Consider the following 20942-nt stretch of genomic DNA (forward strand, 5'->3'; position numbering starts at 1 on the left):
CGTGGGAGCGATGACGGGATCGAAGACCGCACTCATCGTCGTCGACGTGCAGAACGACTTCTGCGAGGGCGGCTCGCTGGCCGTCGACGGTGGCGCGGGGGTGGCGCAGGGCATCACCGAACTGCTGGCCACCGACCACGGATACGCCCACGTGGTTGCCACCAAGGACTTCCACATCGACCCCGGCGACCATTTCTCCGAGAACCCCGACTATGTGTCGTCGTGGCCGCGGCACTGCGTTGTCGGGACCCCGGGAGCCGAGTTCCATCCGGTGTTCGACCCGAGCGCAGTCGAAGCGGTGTTCTACAAGGGGCATTACTCGGCGGCCTACAGCGGGTTCGAAGGCGCTGACGAGGACGGGACCACGTTGACCGACTGGCTGCGCGGGCGGGACGTGGACGCGGTGGACGTCGTCGGCATCGCGACCGACCACTGTGTGAAGGCGACAGCGGCCGATGCGGCCGGCGAGGGGTTCACCACCAGGGTGCTGCTGAGACTGACGGCTGGGGTGTCGCCGACGACGACCACGGACGCCATCGACGCGTTGCGCGCCGCAGGGGTGGCCGTGCAGGACTGATTTCCGGGCGCCCGCCGCGGTGAGAGTGGCCACATCGGCTTCGGCCCTGGTTTGCGCCATGGCGTGAACGGGCAGTTCAGCGGGTACACATCAACGTTCCATCCCAGGTCCGAGCGGTTCGTCCAGCATGCCCGACCGCCTGGGCGCACCGTATCGTCGTTGTGTTCGCCTCACGCCCCGTCAGCCAGAAGAAGAGTGCCCCTTGACCCAAGTCTCGAATCCCAATGCCGTCCCGCAGGAAGTATGGCGCGGCAAGGCCTACCCGCTGGGGGCGTCCTACGACGGCTCCGGCACGAACTTCGCGTTGTTCAGCGAGGTCGCCGAGCGAGTCGAGTTGTGCCTGTTCGACGCGGACGGGGTGGAAACCAGGATCACCCTGCCCGAGGTGGACGCTTTCGTCTGGCACGGGTTCCTGCCCAACATCGAGCCCGGCCAACGCTACGGATACCGCGTGTACGGTCCCTACGATCCGGCGGCCGGCCACCGCTGCAACCCGAACAAGCTGCTGCTCGACCCGTACGCCAAGGCGATCGACGGCACTTTCGACTGGAACCAGTCGCTGTTCGGCTACAACTTCGGTGACGAGGACAGCCGCAACGACGACGACTCCGCTGCCAGCATGCCCAAGTCGGTGGTGATCAACCCGTACTTCGACTGGGGCGTCGACCGTCCGCCCAAGCACGAGTACGCCGACACCGTCATCTACGAAGCCCATGTCAAGGGGCTGACCGAGACCCACCCCGACATTCCCGAGCAGATGCGCGGCACGTACGCCGCGGTCGCACACCCGGCGATCATCGAGCACCTCCAGGAGATGGGCGTCACGGCGATCGAGCTGATGCCAGTGCACCATTTCGCCAACGACTCGACGTTGATCGACAAGGGCCTGTCGAACTACTGGGGCTACAACACCATCGGGTTCCTGGCTCCGGACCCGAAGTACAGCAGCAGCGGCACCCCCGGCGGCCAGGTGCAGGAATTCAAGGCGATGGTGCGCAGCCTGCACGAAGCGGGCATCGAGGTCATCCTCGACGTGGTGTACAACCACACCGCCGAGGGCAACCACCTCGGGCCGACGGTCTCGATGCGCGGCATCGACAACGCGGCCTACTACCGGCTCGTCGACGACGACCTGCGCTACTACATGGACTACACCGGCACCGGCAACAGCCTCAACGTCGGCCACCCGCACTCGCTGCAGCTGATCATGGACTCGCTGCGCTACTGGGTGACCGAGATGCACGTCGACGGATTCCGCTTCGACCTGGCCTCCACGCTGGCCCGAGAGTTCTACGACGTCGACAAGCTGTCGACGTTCTTCGAACTGGTGCAGCAGGATCCGACCGTCAGCCAGGTCAAGCTGATCGCCGAACCGTGGGACGTCGGCCCTGGCGGTTACCAGGTCGGCAACTTCCCGCCGCAGTGGACGGAGTGGAACGGCAAGTACCGCGACACCGTGCGCGATTTCTGGCGCGGCGAGCCCGCCACCCTCGACGAGTTCGCCTACCGGCTCACCGGGTCGGCGGACCTCTACGAGAACACGGCGCGACGGCCGGTGGCGTCGATCAACTTCGTCATCGCCCACGACGGGTTCACGCTGCGTGACCTGGTGTCCTACAACGAGAAGCACAACGACGCCAACGGCGAGGACAACAACGACGGCGAGAGCCACAACCGGTCCTGGAACTGCGGCGTGGAAGGCCCCACCGACGACCCCGAGGTGAACGCGCTGCGATCGCGTCAGGAACGCAACTTCCTGACGACCCTGCTGTTGTCGCAAGGTGTCCCGATGATCTGCCATGGCGACGAACTCGGTCGCACCCAGGGCGGTAACAACAACGGTTACTGCCAGGACAACGAGATCACCTGGATCGACTGGGCCAACGCGGACACCGAGTTGCTCGAGTTCACCAAGACGGTGTCGGCGCTGCGCGCCGCGCACCCGGTGTTCCGGAGGCGTCGGTTCTTCAGCGGCAAACCCGTGGGCCGACGCGGCCAGGCCGGCCTTCCGGACATCGCCTGGTTCACACCCGACGGCACCGAGATGACCGGCGAGGACTGGGGGTCGGGTTTCGCGAAATCGCTGGCGGTGTACCTCAACGGCCACGGCATCCCCGACCCGGACGCCCGCGGACAGCGGATCATCGACGACTCGTTCGTGCTCCTGTTCAACGCACACTACGAACCGCTCGAGTTCAAGCTGCCGCCGAAGAAGTTCGCGGCGTCATGGGAGGTCGCGGTCGACACCGCGGCCGCGTCGGGCGCCGAGCCCAAGCCGGTCGACAAGTCGGTGACGGTCGAGGCCAGGGCGGTGCTGGTGCTGCGGGCCACCGAACTCTGACGCGGAAAACGGGCCGTCTCGGGGACTGCACTCCAAACACGTTGCGCGCCATCACGCTTAAGCGCCAAGTTCAGGCACTTTCCTGAGTCTGTGTGTTAGCTTGGCAATGCTGTTGCAACCGTGGTCACCGAGCCGGCATCGGAGCTGTCCGATTGCCTCCGGCCGGGCGGGCCGGACGTAGGAGCCGTAGAGCGGCGGTGCCCTACCCTGGTGGCCACGGTTGCCAGCCTGCGGTGGTTGCGCCCATGCCCGAGACTGGACGCCATGTTCTCCTTAGCTGACAGATCAGTCGTCGTCACCGGTGGTAGCAAGGGAATCGGCCTGGGCATCGCGTCGGTGTTCGCCTCGGCGGACGCGCACGTGGCGATCGCGGCGCGCTCGCGCGCCGACCTCGACTCCGCGGTCGCAGAACTCGACGAGCTCGGCACCGGCCGGGTGATCGGTGTCGAGACCGACGTGTCCGATCGCGACTCCTGCACCGCGATGGCCGAAGCCGTCGTCGCCGCGTTCGGGGGTATCGACGTGCTGTGCGCCAACGCGGGAATCTTCCCGGAGGCGCCGCTGCGGACCATGACACCCGATCAGCTCTCCGGCGTGCTCGACGTCAACGTCAAGGGCACCGTCTTCAGCGTGCAGGCATGTCTGGACGCGCTGATCGCCTCCGGCCGAGGGCGCATCGTGCTCACGTCGTCGATCACCGGTCCGATCACCGGGTTCCCCGGCTGGACCCATTACGGCGCGTCGAAGGCCGCGCAGCTGGGGTTCATGCGGACCGCGGCGATCGAGCTGGCACCGCACAAGATCACCGTCAACGCCGTGCTGCCGGGCAACATCCTGACCGAAGGCCTCAAAGACCTCGGCGAGGACTACCTGAGCGGGATGGCCAAGTCGATTCCGGCGGGTTCGCTGGGCACGCCCGCCGACATCGGTTACACCGCGGCGTTCCTGGCCAGCGACGAGGCCGGGTACCTCACCGGTCAGTCGATCGCGGTGGACGGCGGACAGGTGCTGCCAGAGTCCCCGGACGCCGTCACGCCCTGACCTCAGCCCAGGATGCGGGCGATCGACCTCATCGGGATCGGCAGCCACGACGGCCGGAAGCGGGCTTCATATGCGGCCTCGTACACCGCCTTGTCCAGTTCGTAGGCGGCCAACTCCGGACCCGAATCGCGTGGGTCCGCCCCGGCCACCGCGGCGTAGCCGCTGCAGAACGCCGCGCTGTTGCGGTCGACCCACTCCCGCGCGCGTTCCACGAGCCGCCCGTCGGCATCGGCGTCGCCCGCCACCAGCCGCTGGTAGGCGGCGTACTCATAGGAGCGCAGCACTCCGGCCACGTCACGCAGCGGCGAATCGGGCCGGCGGCGCTCTTCGAGCGGCTGACCCGGCTCGCCCTCGAAATCGATCAGCAGCCAGCCCTCCGACGTGCGGAGCACCTGACCGAGGTGCAGGTCGCCGTGTACCCGCTGCACGGTGATCGACTCGCCGGCGAACGCGCGGTAGCGCTGTTCGATCAGCGGGGCGTGCTCCCGCAGTTCGGGCGCCGCGAGGGTGGCCGCATTGAGCCGCTCCAGCACGGTGTCCAGCGGGAACGCCTCGGTGGACGATCCCAACTGCTCGGCAAGGGTGGCGTGCACGGACGCGACGGCTTCACCCAACCGGTAGGACTCGGCCTCGAAATCGCCGCCGGCCCCGCCGGCGAACAGCTCACCGGTGCTTGCCGTCGCCATCTCCCAGCCCTCGGTGCTGTCGGCGGCGAACGCGGTCACCATGCCGAGCGCGCACGGCTCGGATCCCGTTCCTTCCCAATCTGTTTCGTACGAACCGAGCAGATGGGCGACGTGCGGGTTGCCCGCGCGTGCCAGCACCCTGTTCAGTTCGATGTCGGGGTTGATCCCCGGGGTGACCCGCCGGAACACCTTGAGGACGGCGTGGTGGCCGAAGATGACGCTGGTGTTGCTCTGCTCGGCGCCGGACACCCGCCCCGGGGCGTCCAGCGGCAGGGACACGCCTGGCTCTTTGGCGAATCGCAGTTCCGCGACGGTGGCCGACGAGTCGATCAGCGAGAGCAGGTGACTCGCGGCAGCGGGATCGTAGAGGGCGTCGTAGGCAACGTGGTCTCCGTCGGCACCGGAACCGATGGTGGCGACGGCGCCGCGCTCACCGGACTGAGCGCTGCCCGAACGGACGAGCACCTGGTACCGCTCCGCGGAGCCGTCGCCGTAGGCGACGTCGAGTAGCACCAGGTCGAGGTCGTCCCCGGAATCACCGCGCAACGACGTCACCGTCACCGGTTGTGCCGACACCTGTTCACGACTCCGACCGGCGTACCAGCGCTGGTGGGTGATCCACTCGCCGAACGGCAGTGTCCTCACCGGGGCCGTCGCCGGAGCGCTGCCGTCGGAACGTGTGTGCTCGCTGTGGTCCATACAGTTCTCAAAGCTACCCAGGACGGCGGCGGGTCAACCACCCGAGCGTGCCCGGTAGCCCCCGCGTCGGCGGATAAGCGCTACTGTGCCGACGTGACGTCCGGCGGCTCGACACGTGATCATGGCGACCCGGGAGATGCCCCGAGTGTGCCTCCCCCGCTGACCGCTCCGGTCAACGCGGTCCGCCCGTCAGCGGCCGAGGAGGCGCGCACCATCGCCGCGTCGACGAACACCGGCACGCTGGCGTCGCTGACCGCCGACGGTGATCCGTGGGCGTCGTTCGTGACCTTCGGCCTGCTCGGCGGTGCGCCGGTGCTGTGTGTGTCCAACCTCGCCGAACATGGCCGCAACCTCTCCGGCGACCAGCGCGCGAGCATCGCGATCGTGGCACCGGGCACCCAGGACGATCCGCTGGCCAGCGGTCGCATCACCCTGGCCGGGCATGTCGAGGCACCCGTCGGTGACGAAAGGGTCGCCGCGCGGGAGGCGCACCTCGCCGCGGTGGATGCCGCCAAGTACTACATCGACTACAGCGATTTCTCGCTGTGGGTGCTGCGGGTGGCCCGGGTGCGCTGGGTCGGCGGGTACGGACGGATGGACTCGACCAGCGGCCAGGCCTACGCCGAAGCGCAGCCCGACCCGGTGACGCCGTTCTCGGCGGGTGCGGTGGCGCACCTCAACGCGGACCACGCCGAAGCGCTCGCGGCGATGGCCAGGACACTCGGCGGATACCCCGACACCACCGCGGCCGTGTGCACCGGTGCCGACCGGTACGGCCTGGACCTGCGGCTGACCACCGATCGGGGCCTGGCCTACACACGTGTCGGCTACGCCGCGCCCATCGACTCCATCGACCAATTGCGTTCGGCTGCAGTCGAGTTGACGCGTCGGGCACGCGAGGGCTGAGCCGCCCCCACCGTGCAATACCATCGCGGGTATGGCTGAGCAGCAGCGACCCGACACCTGGCAGGCAGCATTCGATCTGGTCCGCACCCGGGGCTACGAGCGCCGCGAGGAGCCGTTCCGGCTCGCCAGCGGCCAGCTCAGCCACGACTACATCGACGGGAAGTACGCCGTCGACACCGGTGAGCGCCTGGCCATCGTGTCCAGGGCGGTCGCGGACCTCGCGGCGCTCAACGGCATCGGGTTCGACGCGGTCGGCGGTCTGACGATGGGCGCCGACCCGCTCGCGCACGGGGTCGCCATGGTGACCGGTAAGGCATGGTTCTCGGTCCGCAAGGAACAGAAGTCGCGCGGCCGTGAGCAGTGGATCGAGGGCACCAGGCTGCAGCCCGGCACCCGGGTTCTGCTGGTCGACGATGTCATCAGCACCGGTGGCTCCACCGAGATCGCGCTGGAGCGGATCAACGCGGTCGGCGCGGTGGCGACCGGCGTCATCCCGATGGTCGACCGCGGCGACGTCGCGGCCCGGCGGTTCGCCCGGCACGGGGTGCCCTTCTTCGCACTGGTGAGCTACCGCGACCTGGGCATCGACCCGGTCGCCGACGTGTGAATCACCGGGCGACGACGAGGACGCCGCCCGGTTCGATGCCGACGGTCACGGGGTCGCCCGGGGCAAACGCCCGCGCGGCGGAACTGGCCATCTGTGCGTTGATCGTCGAACCGTCGGCCAGAAACGCCGTCACCCGCGAGATCGCGCCCAGGAACGACACCGCACCGACCTTGGCCGTGCCGGCACGATCGGCGGTGACGGTGACCGACTCCGGGCGCACCATGGCCATGCCGGTTCCCGAGGCCACCGAGCCGGCCAACGCCGGCACCGAGACACCCAGCAACTCCGCGCGGCCACCGGAGACCCGGGCCGGCACCTTGTTGTTCAGGCCCACGAAGTCCGCGACGAACGGCGAAGCCGGATTGGCGTAGACGTCGGCCGGTGCGGCGAGCTGTTCGAGCCTGCCCTGGCTCATCACCCCGACCCGGTCGGCGACGGCCAGCGCCTCCTCCTGGTCGTGGGTGACGAACAGCGTCGTCGTGCCCACCTCCAGCTGCACCCGGCGGATCTCGTCGCGTAACTGCGTGCGCACCTTGGCATCCAGCGCCGACAGTGGCTCGTCGAGCAGCAGCACCCGCGGTTCGATGGCGAGCGCGCGTGCCAGCGCCACCCGCTGCTGCTGCCCGCCCGAGAGCTCGCCGGCGTACTTGTCGGTGTGCGCCGACAGACCCACCAGCTCGAGCATCTCGGCCGCGCGAGACTGCCTGACGCCCTTGCCTTTCCCGCGCATCTTCAACCCGAAGGCGACGTTGTCGAGCACGGTCAGATGCGGGAACAGGCTGTAGGCCTGAAACACCATGCCCATGTCCCGTTTGTTGGCGGGCACCCTGCTGACGTCGATTCCGGCGACCGACACCGTTCCCGATGTCGCCTCGTCCAGACCCGCGAGAATCCTCAGCGCGGTGGTCTTGCCGCACCCCGAGGGCCCCAGCAGCGCCACCAGTTCCCCCGGCTTGATGTGCAGCGTGAACCCGTCGAGTGCCCTGGTGCTGCCGTACACCCGGGTGAGATCGTCGAGTTCCACGGCCACGCCGGCGGCGTGGACAGTGCCACCGTTTCTCATAGCGTTGCTCCCAAGGTTCGGCGGCTCCGTCCGCGGGTCACCAACGACAGGACCAGCAGCAGCGCGAACCCGAACAGCAGCGTGGCCAGTGACGCCGCCACCGACGTCGGACCGTCGCTCTTGCCGATCAACACGATCTGGACCTGCAGTGTCTCGTATCCGCTCAACGACGCGATGGTGTACTCACCGAGCACCACCGCGATCGAGATGAACGCCGCGGACAGGATCCCCGACCAGATGTTGGGGACCACCACGCGCAGGATCGTCGATGTCCAACCGGCGCCGAGGGATCGGGCGGCCTCCGACAGTGTCTGCAGGTCGATGGCCGACAGCGCGGCATCGAGTGCGCGGTAGGCGAACGGCAACACCACGACCACGTAGACGAAGGTCAACGTCAGGGCCGATTCGCCCAGCAGGTATGTCACCCACAGGTACACGTTGCGAAGTCCCACCACGATGACCAGCGCGGGGATGGTCAGAGGCAACAGGCACAGGAATTCCACCAGTCCCTTCGCCCACGGAGCCCGCAACCGCACCCAGATCATGGTCGGCACCAACACCACCAGCATCGTCACCACAGTGAACACGGCCAGCAGGAGCGAGATCACGATCGACTGGTACAGCGCATCGTCGGTGACCAGATTCGCCCACGCCTGCATCGTGCGCCCACCCGCGAGAAGGTTGCGGGTGGAGAAGTCGGCCATCGCGTACAGCGGGAAGAGGAAGAACAGACCGAACAGCACCCACAATCCGCCGCGCACATACACCGTGGCCCTCATGACAGCCACCGCGCAGTGCGCCGCACCAGCAGCGAGTAGGCGACCATGACCACGGCGACCACCACGATCATCTCCAGTGCCAACGCGTAGGCGAAGCCCTGTTGCCCCAACACCACCTCGCTGACCAGAGACGCGCGGATCAGCAACGGCACGATCGGGCTGCCCTGGCTGACCAGCGCCGCGGCGGTCGCGTACGCGGCGAAAGCGTTGGCGAACAACAACAGTGCCGATCCGAGGAACGCCGGGGTGAGCAGCGGAATGGCCACCTCGCGCCAGTACGCCCAGGTGGATGCGCCGAGGCTGACCGCGGCCTCGCGCCACTGGTCACGCAGTCCCTCCAGCGCCGGGATGAACACGATCACCATCAACGGGATCTGGAAGTAGGTGTAGACGAGGATCAGCCCACCCAGGCTGTACAGCCAACCCGATCCGGCCAGGTTCCAGCCGAACATCTGCTGCACCCACAGCGTGAGCACGCCGTTGAGGCCGACGGTCGCCAGGAAAGCGAAAGCCAGTGCGACGCCGCCGAACTGGGCGAGCACGCTGCACAGCGAGAGCACCGCGCGGCGCACCATCGACTCCGGGGGGCTGCTGACGATGAGCCAGGCCATCACCGCACCGAACACGGCACCCAGCAATGCGGTGGCGCCCGAGAGCACGACGCTGCTGGCCAGCGCCGACAGCGCGGTGCCGGTGAACAGCGCCGCGATGCGCTCCGTCGTGAAGACCCCGTCGGCGTACACCGAGCTCACCACGACGGTGACCGTCGGGATGATCAGGAAGATCACGACGACGGTCAGGAAGGGCAGCAGCGGCAACAACTCCCGGATGCGCCGACCCAGCGTCGGCATGTCAGCCCACCGCCGCGGCCCAGTTCTCCGCGAGGTACTTCGAGGCGGCCTCGGTCTGCTCGGGGGTCGGCACGGTCACTGGTCCGTCGACGACGGGCATCGAGTTCGCGACCGAGTCCTGGAGGGTGCCGTCGGCCATCATGTTGTCGGCCCGCACCGGTCGCACCCCGCCCTGGGCGAACAGGTTCTGGCCCTCATCGCTGTACAGGAACTCCTGCCACAGTCGAGCGGCCGCCGGGTGCGGGGCATCCTTGCTGATGGCCTGGTAGTAGTAGCCGGCCACCGGATACTCCGACGGCACCACGACCTGCCAGCTGGGCAGCTTCTTGGTCTCGCTGGCGTTGGTGTAGTTCCAGTCGATGACGACCGGGGTCTGTCCGGACTCGATGGTCGCCGGCGTCGGGTCGACGGGCAGGAAGTTGCCCGCCTCGTTGAGCTTGCGGAAGAACTCGACGCCGGGCGCGATGTCGTCGACCGAACCGCCCTGCGACAGCGCGACCATCAGGACACCGGAGAACGCCGCACCGGCCTGGGTCGGATCGCCGTTGAGTGCCACCTTGCCCTGGTACTCGGGTTTGAGCAGGTCGTCGATACCGGTGACCGGGGGGACCGCGGCCGAATCGAATCCGATCGACATGTAGCCGCCGTAGTCGTTGACCCAGGTGCCGTCGGGATCCTTGAACGCGGCCGGGATGTCGTCGAACGTCGCGACCTTGTACGGCGCGAACATCGAGGTGTTCGCCAGAGCCACCGACTGGCCCAGGTCGAATACGTCGGGCGCGCTGCTTCGGCCCTTCTGCTGGTTGGCGGCGTTGATCTCGTCCTGACTGGACGCGTCGGGCTGTGCCGAGTTGACCTTGATGCCGTACTTGTCCGAGAAGGCCGTGATGATCGCCCCGTAGTTGGCCCAATCCGGGGGCAGCGCAATCACATTGAGTTCACCTTCGGCCTTGGCCGCCTCGATGAGCCCGTCCATACCGCCGAAGTCCTCGGCGGAGGTGGCCTCCGCGGCCATCACCCCCGACGCCGTCTCGGCGCCCGAGTTGTCCTGCTCGGGCGGAGCGCAGGCCACAGCGCCGCCCGCGAGCAGTGCGGACGCCGCGAATGCGAGGACTCTGGACAGCAGCGGTGCCGTGTGCCGCGAAATGGTCATGCCGAACCTTCCGATGTGCAGGAGGCCGCGCGGTGGCTCCACAGTTTCCGTGCGACGACTCCGCGGTGAACGAATCAGCGGGCCGTTGGCACCTTACCGTGGAGGGATGCCGGATTTTGATGCTGCGACCGCATTCACAGGCTCGCCTGTTGCCGTGTTGGCCACGACGGGAGAAGACGGTGCGCCACACCTGGTACCCGTGGTGTTCGCGATGCCCGAAGGCCGCAGCGACGTGCTCTACACGGCCGTCGACGCCAAACCCAAGTCGACCCGGCGCTTGCGCCGGCTTGCCAACATCGCGCAGAACCCCGCGGTGAGCCTCCTGGTCGACCACTACGACGAGGACTGGACCCGGCTGTGGTGGGTCCGCGCCGACGGCGACGCGGCCGTTCATCACAGCGGCGAGGAGATGGCGACCGGATATGCGCTGCTGCGCGCCAAATACCCCCAGTACAGCAGGGTGGAACTCGACGGACCGGTCGTCAGCGTGCAGATCCGCCGGTGGTCGTCGTGGCAGGCGGCGCCGTCGTCGGAGCGCTGAGTTCCTCCTCGTAGGCGCCCTCATCGCGCCCCAACGCGATGGTCCCGGCTGCCATCGCCAGCGTCGACACCGCAAGTGCGACGGCATCCCAGCGCCCCACGTCCAGGTGCTCACCGAGGACCACCGCGCCGAGCAGCACCGCGACCACAGGTTCGAGCACCAGCATCGTCGGCACCGAGGTCTGCAGGGATCCGGCATGGAACGCCGACTGCTGCACCAGCATCCCCAGCACCCCGAGCAGCACCAGCAGGTACAGCACGGGCGTGGTCAGCACTGCAACGACACCCTGGTGGGTCAGCAGGTGCATGACGAGCTTGGTGAGCACCGCGACGACCCCGAACAGCACGCCCACCGCAACGGCCAGCAGGACCGCGCGCCGCCAGCCGACGGTCCTCGTCGCAACGATCACGCAGGCAGCCACCGCCACCGTGCAGACCACCGCGACCACCGCGGAGGTCGACAGTGACGCTGTGTAATCCCCCGGCCGCGCCTTGGCCAGCACCACGAACACCGCGAGCGCGACGGTCAGCAGCATCGCCCACGCCCACTCGCCCCTGGTCACCTTGCGGTGCGCCAACCGGGCGCTCAGCGGCAGAGCGAACAACAGAGCCGAGGTCAGAATGGGCTGCACCAGCAGCAGCGAGCCCTCGGCCAGCGCCAGCGCCTGGAAACCGAAGCCGGCGATCGCCGCTCCGGTGCCTGCCCACCAGAGCCTGCTGCGGATCAGCGTCCGGAACATCACGGGGCTGATGCCGTGCTCGGCGGGCACGTCGACGGTGGCCCGCTGGCGCACCACGATCCCGATCGCGAGGAACACCGCGGCGAGCACCGCGAGCAGCACGGTCAGGCCATGGCCGAAGACTGGGCCTCCCACAGCGACGGGCTCCCTTCAGCTCTCGGTCCCTCGACAAGGACAGCACATTTCGCCGCGGACCGCCGAACCCGCCCGGGCGTGGCCGCGGATCGTCGCGCGCGGGTCTGAACCCCTAGCTCGCCTCGTCGACGAGGCGCAGGTGAGGTCGGGTGGTGGTCTCGGTCGGACCGATCTTGTCGTTGACCGTGGCCACCGCGGAGTCGACCCGGTTCACTGCGCGATCGATCGTCCCGCGTACCCGGTCACCTGCGGCGTCGACGTCGTCGGCCGCGCTGAGCAGGTAGGCGCGCAGGCTGACGCGCAACCGCTCGGCGCGCAACCGCAGCCTGCGCCGAACTTGGTCGTCGACCTCGACGGTGACATAGGGCAGTACTCGAAGCTTCATGACTGAGTTTCCCTTGGTTCCTGTCGGACGGACATGTGGTGGTACCAGCCTAATGGGGCCGGGATCGGACCCCCACCTGCGTCAGCGGCCGGCCCGCCGACTCCCGCAGCGTCAACACCGTCGCCAGCGAGATGACCGCCGCGACCACCAGGTAGTAGGCGGGCGCGATCGGATTGCCGGTCGCCGCGGTCAGCCAGGTGACGACATACGGCGTGGTGCCGCCGAAGACCGCGACGCACACGTTGTAGCCGACCGAGAATCCGCTGAACCGGACCCGGGTGGCGAACAGCTCCACACCGGCCGACACGGCAGTCGACACATACACCGACTCGATGGCGGCCAGAGCGCAGTGCGCAGCGATGGCCGCGGCCAACGAACCGGAGTTCAGCAGCACGAACAGTGGGTAGCCGAGCACCGCGAACGCCACCGCGCCGCCGATCAGCAGCGGCCGCCGTCCGATCCTGTCGGACAGCACCGCCAGCGGGAGGATCAGGATCAGCGCCACCAGGGACGCCAGCGTCATCGAGGTGAACGCATCGGTCTTCGAGAAGTTCAGCGTCCTGATGAAGTACGTCGGCAGGAAGGTGAACACGACGTAGTAGCCGATGTTGAACACGATGAAGACACCGATCACCTGGGCGATCTGCCGCCACGAGGTCGAGACAGCCTCCCGCAGCGGCGATTCGGAGGTCTGGTCCGCCTCGTCCAAGGCCGCGAAATGCGGGGTGTCGGCAAGGCGCAAGCGGATGTAGAGCCCGACCAGCCCCAGGGGTCCCGCGATCAGGAACGGTATCCGCCAGCCGTAACTGTCCATCGCCTCGGCGGGGAGCAGGGCCTGCAACAGGGTCACCGTCACCGAACCCATCAGGAAGCCCAGCACCCCCGACCACGCCATGAAGGTGATGGTCACGCCGCGGCGTTCATCTGTCGCGTACTCGGCGAGGTAGACCGCCCCGCCGCCGTATTCGCCGCCCGCCGAGAACCCTTGCAGGCAGCGGAAGAACAACAGCAGCAGCGGGGCGGCCACGCCGATGGTGTCGTAGGTCGGAAGCAATCCGATGCACAGCGTGGCCGCCGACATCAGCAGGATCACCACAGCCAGCACCCGTTGCCGGCCGATGCGGTCTCCGAGTGGGCCGAAGAAGAAACCGCCGAGTGGGCGCATGAAGAACGCCGCGGCGAAGATCGCGAACGTGTTGAGCAACGCGGCGGTGTCGTTGCCGGCGGGAAAGAAGTGGACGGCGATGAACGTCGCGAGGAAACCGTAGATGGCGAAGTCGAACCACTCGACGGCGTTGCCGATCGACGCTCCGGTGATGGCCCGGCGGATGTCGGACTGCATGTCGATCCTCCCGAAAGTAAGCGGGGCGCTGAGCATTTCGCTTATCGCGAGGTGGCGTCTCCGGTATTCGGAGCAACATATCGTGTCGGCCGGAGCCGGCGATGCCTAGCCGCGTGCTTCCTTCAGTGCCTGCTTGGCACTCCTGACGGCGGCGGCAGCCTCGCGGCCGGCCCGCTTGGCCGCGTCATAGGCGTCCTCCGCGGCGGTCATCGCGTGCTCTGCCTCGTCCAGCCTGCGGCGGGCGTCCTGGTGGCGGAGCCTGGCGGTGGCGAGGTCGGCCTGCAGTTCGGTGAGCGCCGCGTCCGCCTCGGACTTCGTGCGCTCCGCGGCGACCACTGCTGCCCGGGCCTGCTGGACGCGCCGGTCCCGAGGCGAGGGTTTCTCCGGCGCCGCCGACTTCGCAGCGGCGCGCGGTGCGGGTACGGCCTTCTTCGCGACAGTGGAAACTGCTGCGGTATCACCGAAGTCACCGAAGCCGGACCACCGCTCGGCCTTGGTCAGCCGCCCCAGCCGGGCAGCGACGTCCGGGTCGGCGACGGCGGCCTGCAGCGTCGCGGTGACGTCGTCACGCAACGCGGCGGACGGTGTGTCCAGCGCTGCGGCGCGGAAGGCACTGCGGACGAGTTCGTCGACCAGTCGGCGCTGTTCGGAGGTGAGCACCCGGATCGCGTCGCCGTCCATCGCGGCGTGCGCCTCACGCAGTCGTGACCCCAGATCGGTCAGCTGTGCCCTGGCCGTCCCGTCGAGCACCAGGAGATTGACCACCCACGCTGCCGTCGTGGGCTTGCGGCTGGCGGTGATGGTCTTGGCTGCCGCCGTGTCACCGCTCTTCCTTGCCCTGGCCGCGAGTTCGGTGCGCAGCGACGTGAAGTCCTCGGGCCTGGCCGAGTACAGCGCGTCGAGCGCACCGTCGCTCATCGCCGGCGGAACGGCTCGCGGCCGACCGGCTGCTGCGGTGGCGGCAACAGCGGCTCGAGTGGTTTCACCGCCACCGTCGTCGGCGAATGGGTGGTGATCTCGAGCGGCTTGCCCGCATGGTGGATGGTCAGCGCCCCGTGCGGGCCGTCGCGCAGGCTGTAGGTGACTTCCTCGTGGTCGACCTCGACGGTCACGCGGAAGTCCTTCCACCGCAGCCGGAATCGTAGTCTGCTGATGCCCGGCGGCAGGCGCGGGTCGAGCGCCAGCAGGCCTTCGTCGTCGCGCAGGCCCCCGAACCCGCCGACGAGCGCGGTCCAGCTTCCCGCCAGGGACGCCAGATGCAGGCCGTCACCGGTGTTGCGGTGCAGGTTGCGCAGATCGATCAGCGCGGCCTCGTAGGCGTAGTCATGGGCGAGTTCCAGATGGCCGACCTCGGCACACATCACCGCCTGGGTGCACGCCGACAGCGACGAGTCCCGGGTGGTGCGCCGTTCGTAGTAGTCGACGTTGTGGGCCTTCTGCTCCGGGGTGAAGGCGTGGCTCTGCCACTGCATCGCCAGCACCAGATCGGCCTGCTTGATGACCTGCGCGGGGTAGAGCCGCACGTACGGCTCGTGCAGCAGCAGCGGATATTTGGTGTTCTCACTGAAGTCCCATTCGCGCAGCGTCGTGAAACCGTCGCACTGGGGGTGGACACCCAACTCCTCGTCATAGGGGATGTGGACGGCGTCGCCCGCGTCGCGCCACGCCGCGGTCTCCTCGGTGTCCACCCCCAATTCTGCTGCGGCATCGAGATTCCGGGTACACGCATCGGCTGCGATGCGCAGGTTCGCCGCGGCCATCATGTTGGTGAACACGTTGTCGCGCACGATGCCGGTGTACTCGTCGGGCCCGGTCACCCCGTCGATGCGCCACGCGCCGTGGCGGTCGTGGTGCCCGAGCGACAGCCACATCCGCGCGGTCTCGACGAGCACCGCCAGGCCGCACTCCTGCTCCAGCGACTCGTCGCCGGTCACCACCCGGTACCGCTCGAATGCCATGGCGATGGCCGCGTTGACATGGAACGCCGCGGTGCCCGCCGGCCAGTACGCCGAGCACTCCTCGCCGTGGATCGTCCGCCACGGAAAGGTCGCACCCTTGAGATCCAGCTCGGCGGCACGGTCGCGCGCCATGTCCAGCGTCGACGCCCGCCACCTCAGGGCGTCGGCGGCCGCGTGCGGTGCGGTGTAGGTGAGGACCGGGAGCACATAGCCCTCGGTGTCCCAGAAGGCATGTCCGTCATAGCCGTTACCGGTGAGTCCCTTGCCGGCGATCGCGCGGCGTTCTGCGCGAGTGGTGGCCTGCATGACGTGGAAGAGCCCGAACCGCACCGCCTGCTGGCAGTCGGGGTCGCCGTCGACCTCGACGTCGGCACAGTCCCAGAAGTCGTCGAGATACTCGCGCTGCGAATCGAGAAGACCCTGCCACCCGGTGTAGCGCGCGCTGGCGATGGCGGCCGCCGCCTGGTCGCGCAACGCCGGGCGGGATCGCAGACTCGACCACCCATAGGCCAGGTACTTGACGATGCGCAGTCGCTCACCGGCTTTCAGGCCGCACACCACAGTGGTGCGGGCCCAGTCATCACCGGCATCACCGCTGATCTCGACCCGCCCGGGGGCTTCGACGACGTGGTCCATGGCGGCGGCCATCGTCAGGCCTGTCCCGCGGGTGCGGTGGATCAGCAGTGCGCCGCGCTCACTGACCTCGTACTGCACCGGTTCCAGCGGATTCACCAGCGCCGCCGCGACCCGCGGGTCGTCCGACGGTGTGGGCAGGTCCTCGTTGGCCACCAACTCGGACTGCAGCGTGACCCGCACGTCGTCGACGGCCTCCACCTCGTATTCGATCGCGGCCAGCCCCCGTTGCGCCAGCGAGACCAGGCGCGTCGACACGATCCGGATCTGCTTGCCGGCGGGCGAGCGCCATTCGGCGGTACGCATCAGGGTTCCCGCACGCATGTCGAGAGTTCTTTCGTGCGAGAGCAACTCGCCGTAGCGGATGTCGAACGGTTCGTCCTCGACCAGAAGCCGGATCAACTTGCCGTTGGTGACGTTGACTACGGACTGCCCGTCCTCGGGATAGCCGTACCCGGCTTCGGCGTACGGCAGCGGGCGCACCTCGTAGTACCCGTTGAGGTAGGTGCCCGGCAGTCCCCACGGCTCGCCCTCGTCGAGGTTGCCGCGGAACCCGATATGGCCGTTGGACAGCGCGAACAGCGACTCGGTCTGCGGCAGCAGGTCGAGTCTCAACTCTGTTTCCCGGACCTGCCACGGCTCGACCGGGAACGCCTCGTCGGTGATCATCATGGCTCGAGCAGCTCCCCCAGGTCGGTGACGACGATATCTGCGCCGTTGTCCCGCAACGCTTCTGACTGTCCTACCCGATCCACACCCACCACCAGGCCGAAGTTCCCGGCTCGGCCGGCGGCCACCCCGGACAGCGCGTCCTCGAACACCGCGGCATCGGCGGGGTCGACGTCGAGGAGTTGGGCGGCGCGCAGGAACGAATCCGGCGCGGGCTTGCCCGGCAGTCCCTCGGTACGCAGGGTGACGCCGTCGACCCGATGCTCGATGTAGGTGTCCAGCCCGGTCATCTCGAGCACCTCGGCGGTGTTGGCGCTCGACGACACGACGGCGCGCCGCAGGCCCGCCCGCGCCGTCGCCTCCAGATATCGCCGCGATCCCTCGAACACCGTCACCCCGTCGGCGCGCAGCGTGTGCTGGAACGCATCGTTCTTGCGGGTGCCGAGATCGCTGACCGTGTCGTCGTCGACGGTGATGTCCCGGTGACCCAGAAACGACCGGATCCCGTCCTCACGCGGTTTCCCGTCGACGTAGGAGTCGTAGTCGGCGCCGGCGTCGAACGGCACGAACGGCTCACCGGTCTGATCGCTGCGGGTGCGCAGGTACTCGTCGAACATCGCCTTCCACGCCCGCCGGTGCACACTGGCGGTGTCGGTGAGCACACCGTCGAGGTCGAAGAGACAGGCGCGTATCCGGTCGGGTAGGCCGAGCATCCCCCACTCATACCCCGTCGCGCCGGGAATGCAAGCCAGGAAAGGCCGGGTTGGAGCAAAGTATGCGAATCGGTGTGGTGTTTCCCCAGACGGAACTCGGCGGCGATCCGGGTGCGGTCCGTGCGTACGGCCAGCGCGTCGAAGAACTCGGATTCGCCCACGTGCTGGCCTACGACCACGTCGTCGGCGCCGACCCGGACGTTCATCGGGGCTGGTCGGGTCCGTATGACATCGACACCACATTTCACGAGCCGTTGGTGATGTTCGGCTATCTCGCCGCGGTCACGGCAAAGCTGGAGCTGGTCACCGGCGTGATCATCCTTCCGCAGCGGCAGACGGCGCTGGTGGCCAAGCAGGCCGCCGAAGTCGACCTTCTCAGTGGCGGGCGGTTGCGATTCGGCGTGGGTGTCGGCTGGAACGCCGTCGAATACGAGGCGCTGGGCGAGCAGTTCACCAACCGGGGGCGTCGCTCCGAGGAACAGATGGAGCTGCTCCGGCTGCTGTGGACGCAGCGCACCGTGACCTTCGACGGCCGCTACCACCAGGTCACCGGGGCCGGTATCGCGCCGCTGCCGGCGCAACGGCCGATTCCGCTGTGGATCGGCGCCGCGTCGGCGCCCGGCTACGCGCGGGCGGGCCGGCTGGCCGACGGATGGTTCCCGATGATGCGGCCTGGACCCGCCCTCGACGAGGCCAGGGCCGTCGTCGACGCCGCCGCCCGGGACGCGGGCCGCAACCCGTCACACGTCGGGATGGAAGGCCGCGTGACCTGGCAGCGCGACATCGAGCGGGTCACGGCCGAGATCGGCGAGTGGGCCGAGCACGGTGCCACACACCTCTCGGTGAACACGATGGGCGCGGGGCTTCGCTCGGTCGACGACCATCTGGCGGTACTCGAATCGGTCGCAGTCGGCGCCGGACTGGGTTAGCGCCGGACCGAGTCAGGCCACGCCGAACATCGCCCGCAGGTCGGCGGTCCGCCACACGATCAGCCCGACGAAGACCACCAGCAGCGCCACGGTCGCCCCGGCCTGCACCAGGTTGCGCTGCTGTCTGGGCGCGTAGACATACGCGGCCGCGACCACAGCGCCGGTGACGAGCCCGCCGAGGTGCCCCTGCCAGCTGATGTTCTGCGACGTGATCAACGGGTAGACGAATGTGAAGACCATGTTCAGCACGATGATCGCGGCCACCCCGCGGACGTCCATCCGCAATTTGCGCCCGACCACGAACGTCGCACCGAACAGGCCGAAGACCGCGCCGGACGCACCGGCGGTCAACGCGTTCAGTGTCAGCAGATACACCAGCACCGACCCGCCCAACGCGCTGAGCAGGTACAGCCCGACGAAGCGCAGTCGACCCAGCGCCATCTCCAGCGGTGGACCCACGAAGTACAGCGCCAGCATGTTGAACGCGATGTGGGCCGTCCCGAAATGCAGGAACGCCGAGGTCAGCAGCCGGTACACCTCGCCGTCGGCGACTGCGGGTGACCACAGGCCCAGGGCCCGTTCCAGGCCGGGCGACGCCATCTGCAGCACGAACATCAGCACGTTGAGCCCGATCAGCACGTATGTGACGAGCGGCGTCGCGGACTTCGGCGGGGCGCCACCGAACGGCGTGGTCACCTGACGCACCGAACGGGCGCCCTCTCCGAAACACACCGGGCACTGGTGACCGACCGAGGCGCTGTGCATGCACTCGGGGCAGATGAACTGGTTGCACCGGGTGCAGCGGACGTAGGTCGGCCGGTCGGGATGCCGGTAGCAGGTGGGTGTCTGTGGTGGGGTTCCCGGCGGGTTCGGGTAGTAGCTCACTTCTGCCCCACGTTCGCCCCGCTCACAAGACCCCGAACAGTTCGATCCAGTTTCCGTCCGGGTCGGCGACGAACATCCAGCCCATCCCGGGGACCGGCGCGAACTCCGTCAGCGGTTCGACGACCTCGTACCCGGAGGCCTCGAACGCCTCGGCGACGGCCCGCAGGTTGTTGACCCCGATCGTGAAGTACCTCAGACCTGCCTGCGCCCGGCCACCTCCCGGCGCGGCCGGTGCTGCGGGAGCCGGCGTGTAGGTGACGAGCTTGACCACGCTGCTACCCAGCGAGTACCGGCGCTGCGAGCCGCCGGGAAACTCGATCTCACCCTGCGGTTCGAGTTCGAGGAACCCCTCGTAGAAGGCCACCATCGCGTCGAGGTCGGTGGTGACGAGACCCACCTCGATGCCGGGCATCAGCAAGTCGAGCTTCACGGGCACCACGCTATCGCGCCAGCAGTTCGGTCGCCGGAGCATCCCATCGGTCCAGGTTGACCGCTGATGCCAGCGGGCGGCGTCGCACCGGGCCGTGCCTGCCTTTGGGCCAGCCGACCACGATGTGCCCTGCGAGCATCCAGTCGTCGGGGACCCCGACGGCTTCGCGGAGCACCTGCTCCCCGTCGTAGGAGGCCCAGCTGGTCAGGCACGCCCCGAGACCCTGCGCGCGGGCGGCAAGCTGGAAGTTCTGCATCGCCGGGAAGATCGAGCCGCCCAGCAGCAGCTCCGAGGCGGTCGGAAAGCGTTTCTGGGTGAACAACACCGAGGTGAACTCACCGGCCCGATCGTGCAGCTCGTAGGTGGCGCGGTTGTTACGGGCCCGTGGGCTGTGGTCGTCGGGGTCCGGCCGGCTCATGCCGTACACGGGCTCGATGACCGCCAGCGCGTGCGCTGCGGCCTTCGCGACGACTGCGCGCTGCTCGACCGACCTCAGCACGACGAACCGCCACGCCTGGGCATTGGCGCCCGACGGCGCCCACGTCGCCGCTTCCAGACACCGGCGCAGTGTGGTGTCGTCCACGGGGTCCCCGGTGAAGCGGCGGATCGTGCGGGCGGTGGCCATCGTCTCCCACACATCGCGGGTTTCTGAGTGCATGCGGCCAACCTAGCGAGACCCGTCGATAACAATTCGGTCACGTCGCAGATCACGATCAATTAAGGGTTGCCGGCAAATTCTGAGAGATTTCGCGTTCTGCACTGTGACGAGGCGTTTCATTCGACCCGATTCACTCGATTCTGAGGCGAAGGTCACGGCGTGTGGCTGTAACGTTTTGCCGCCCTTCACATTTGTCGGATCGCGCTCGGTTTGGGCACTTCG

General features: G+C 68.2%; 21 protein-coding genes. 7 read left to right on the plus strand and 14 right to left on the minus strand.

Annotation, left to right across the window (positions count from 1 at the left end):
• The first annotated feature begins 10 nt into the window (after window positions 1-10).
• The 3 genes from ABDC78_RS27800 (at window position 11) to fabG (ending at window position 3959) form a co-directional block, all read left to right on the plus strand.
• Window positions 11-577, plus strand: coding sequence for an isochorismatase family protein (locus tag ABDC78_RS27800; protein ID WP_178359628.1), 567 nt, complete (start codon window positions 11-13; stop codon window positions 575-577).
• A 202-nt stretch (window positions 578-779) separates the two neighbouring features.
• Window positions 780-2918, plus strand: a complete 2139-nt coding sequence (gene glgX, locus ABDC78_RS27805; RefSeq protein ID WP_256736148.1) for a glycogen debranching protein GlgX — start codon at window positions 780-782, stop codon at window positions 2916-2918.
• 264 nt (window positions 2919-3182) lie between these two features.
• On the plus strand, window positions 3183-3959 hold the full coding sequence (gene fabG, locus ABDC78_RS27810) for a 3-oxoacyl-ACP reductase FabG (protein WP_178359626.1): 777 nt from the start codon (window positions 3183-3185) through the stop codon (window positions 3957-3959).
• 2 nt (window positions 3960-3961) lie between these two features.
• Here the strand turns inward: fabG and ABDC78_RS27815 are convergent, their stop codons facing one another.
• The gene (locus tag ABDC78_RS27815) at window positions 3962-5344 is read right to left on the minus strand and encodes a phosphotransferase (protein ID WP_178359625.1); all 1383 of its coding nucleotides are present in this window, start codon (window positions 5342-5344) and stop codon (window positions 3962-3964) included.
• 93 nt (window positions 5345-5437) lie between these two features.
• Between ABDC78_RS27815 and ABDC78_RS27820 the strand changes: the two genes are divergently transcribed.
• Together ABDC78_RS27820 and ABDC78_RS27825 are read left to right on the plus strand one after the other, a co-directional pair.
• Window positions 5438-6250, plus strand: coding sequence for a DUF2470 domain-containing protein (locus tag ABDC78_RS27820; RefSeq protein WP_178359624.1), 813 nt, complete (start codon window positions 5438-5440; stop codon window positions 6248-6250).
• Window positions 6251-6281: 31 nt separating this feature from the next.
• Complete coding sequence (locus ABDC78_RS27825; RefSeq protein WP_178359623.1) at window positions 6282-6857, plus strand: orotate phosphoribosyltransferase; 576 nt, start codon at window positions 6282-6284, stop codon at window positions 6855-6857.
• A gap of 1 nt (window position 6858) precedes the next feature.
• Here ABDC78_RS27825 and ABDC78_RS27830 read toward each other — a convergent pair whose 3' ends face one another.
• Genes ABDC78_RS27830 through ABDC78_RS27845 form a run of 4 tightly spaced genes read right to left on the minus strand, consistent with a single transcriptional unit; the run spans window position 6859 to window position 10703 of the window.
• Window positions 6859-7920, minus strand: a complete 1062-nt coding sequence (locus ABDC78_RS27830; RefSeq protein WP_178359622.1) for an ABC transporter ATP-binding protein — start codon at window positions 7918-7920, stop codon at window positions 6859-6861.
• The gene (locus ABDC78_RS27835; protein ID WP_178359621.1) at window positions 7917-8699 is read right to left on the minus strand and encodes an ABC transporter permease subunit; all 783 of its coding nucleotides are present in this window, start codon (window positions 8697-8699) and stop codon (window positions 7917-7919) included. The genes ABDC78_RS27830 and ABDC78_RS27835 overlap by 4 nt, the downstream gene beginning before the upstream one ends.
• Window positions 8696-9550 (minus strand): ABC transporter permease subunit, encoded by an 855-nt coding sequence (locus ABDC78_RS27840; RefSeq protein WP_178359620.1) that lies wholly within the window; start codon window positions 9548-9550, stop codon window positions 8696-8698. Before ABDC78_RS27840 ends, ABDC78_RS27835 begins: the two co-directional genes overlap by 4 nt.
• A gap of 1 nt (window position 9551) precedes the next feature.
• Window positions 9552-10703, minus strand: coding sequence for an ABC transporter substrate-binding protein (locus ABDC78_RS27845; RefSeq protein WP_178359619.1), 1152 nt, complete (start codon window positions 10701-10703; stop codon window positions 9552-9554).
• 106 nt (window positions 10704-10809) lie between these two features.
• Here ABDC78_RS27845 and ABDC78_RS27850 point away from each other — a divergent pair, with 106 nt between their 5' ends.
• A complete protein-coding gene (locus ABDC78_RS27850; RefSeq protein WP_178359618.1) occupies window positions 10810-11244 on the plus strand; it encodes a TIGR03668 family PPOX class F420-dependent oxidoreductase in 435 nt (144 codons plus the stop codon).
• Here ABDC78_RS27850 and ABDC78_RS27855 read toward each other — a convergent pair.
• From ABDC78_RS27855 to ABDC78_RS27880, 6 genes are all read right to left on the minus strand, one after another.
• Complete coding sequence (locus tag ABDC78_RS27855) at window positions 11186-12118, minus strand: DMT family transporter (RefSeq protein WP_347133250.1); 933 nt, start codon at window positions 12116-12118, stop codon at window positions 11186-11188. The genes ABDC78_RS27850 and ABDC78_RS27855 overlap by 59 nt on opposite strands.
• Before the next feature lie 112 nt (window positions 12119-12230).
• Window positions 12231-12503 (minus strand): hypothetical protein, encoded by a 273-nt coding sequence (locus tag ABDC78_RS27860; RefSeq protein ID WP_178359617.1) that lies wholly within the window; start codon window positions 12501-12503, stop codon window positions 12231-12233.
• Between the two features lie 49 nt (window positions 12504-12552).
• Window positions 12553-13845, minus strand: a complete 1293-nt coding sequence (locus tag ABDC78_RS27865; RefSeq protein ID WP_178359616.1) for an MFS transporter — start codon at window positions 13843-13845, stop codon at window positions 12553-12555.
• A 105-nt stretch (window positions 13846-13950) separates the two neighbouring features.
• Window positions 13951-14763 carry a hypothetical protein gene (locus tag ABDC78_RS27870; protein WP_178359615.1) on the minus strand — a complete coding sequence of 271 codons (813 nt, stop codon included), beginning with the start codon at window positions 14761-14763 and terminating at the stop codon, window positions 13951-13953.
• Complete coding sequence (locus tag ABDC78_RS27875) at window positions 14760-17105, minus strand: glycoside hydrolase family 65 protein (protein ID WP_178359733.1); 2346 nt, start codon at window positions 17103-17105, stop codon at window positions 14760-14762. Before ABDC78_RS27875 ends, ABDC78_RS27870 begins: the two co-directional genes overlap by 4 nt.
• Complete coding sequence (locus tag ABDC78_RS27880; protein ID WP_178359614.1) at window positions 17105-17818, minus strand: beta-phosphoglucomutase family hydrolase; 714 nt, start codon at window positions 17816-17818, stop codon at window positions 17105-17107. The genes ABDC78_RS27875 and ABDC78_RS27880 overlap by 1 nt, the downstream gene beginning before the upstream one ends.
• Before the next feature lie 62 nt (window positions 17819-17880).
• Between ABDC78_RS27880 and ABDC78_RS27885 the strand changes: the two genes are divergently transcribed.
• A complete protein-coding gene (locus ABDC78_RS27885; RefSeq protein ID WP_178359613.1) occupies window positions 17881-18747 on the plus strand; it encodes an LLM class F420-dependent oxidoreductase in 867 nt (288 codons plus the stop codon).
• Between the two features lie 12 nt (window positions 18748-18759).
• Here the strand turns inward: ABDC78_RS27885 and ABDC78_RS27890 are convergent, their stop codons facing one another.
• Genes ABDC78_RS27890 through ABDC78_RS27900 form a run of 3 tightly spaced genes read right to left on the minus strand, consistent with a single transcriptional unit; the run spans window position 18760 to window position 20720 of the window.
• A complete protein-coding gene (locus tag ABDC78_RS27890; protein WP_178359612.1) occupies window positions 18760-19632 on the minus strand; it encodes a rhomboid family intramembrane serine protease in 873 nt (290 codons plus the stop codon).
• Between the two features lie 22 nt (window positions 19633-19654).
• The gene (locus ABDC78_RS27895) at window positions 19655-20068 is read right to left on the minus strand and encodes a VOC family protein (RefSeq protein WP_178359611.1); all 414 of its coding nucleotides are present in this window, start codon (window positions 20066-20068) and stop codon (window positions 19655-19657) included.
• Window positions 20069-20072: 4 nt separating this feature from the next.
• The gene (locus ABDC78_RS27900; RefSeq protein ID WP_178359610.1) at window positions 20073-20720 is read right to left on the minus strand and encodes a nitroreductase family protein; all 648 of its coding nucleotides are present in this window, start codon (window positions 20718-20720) and stop codon (window positions 20073-20075) included.
• Between the last annotated feature and the right edge of the window lie 222 nt (window positions 20721-20942).

The sequence above is a fragment of the Mycobacterium sp. DL genome (assembly GCF_039729195.1).
Classification (GTDB): domain Bacteria; phylum Actinomycetota; class Actinomycetes; order Mycobacteriales; family Mycobacteriaceae; genus Mycobacterium; species Mycobacterium hippocampi_A.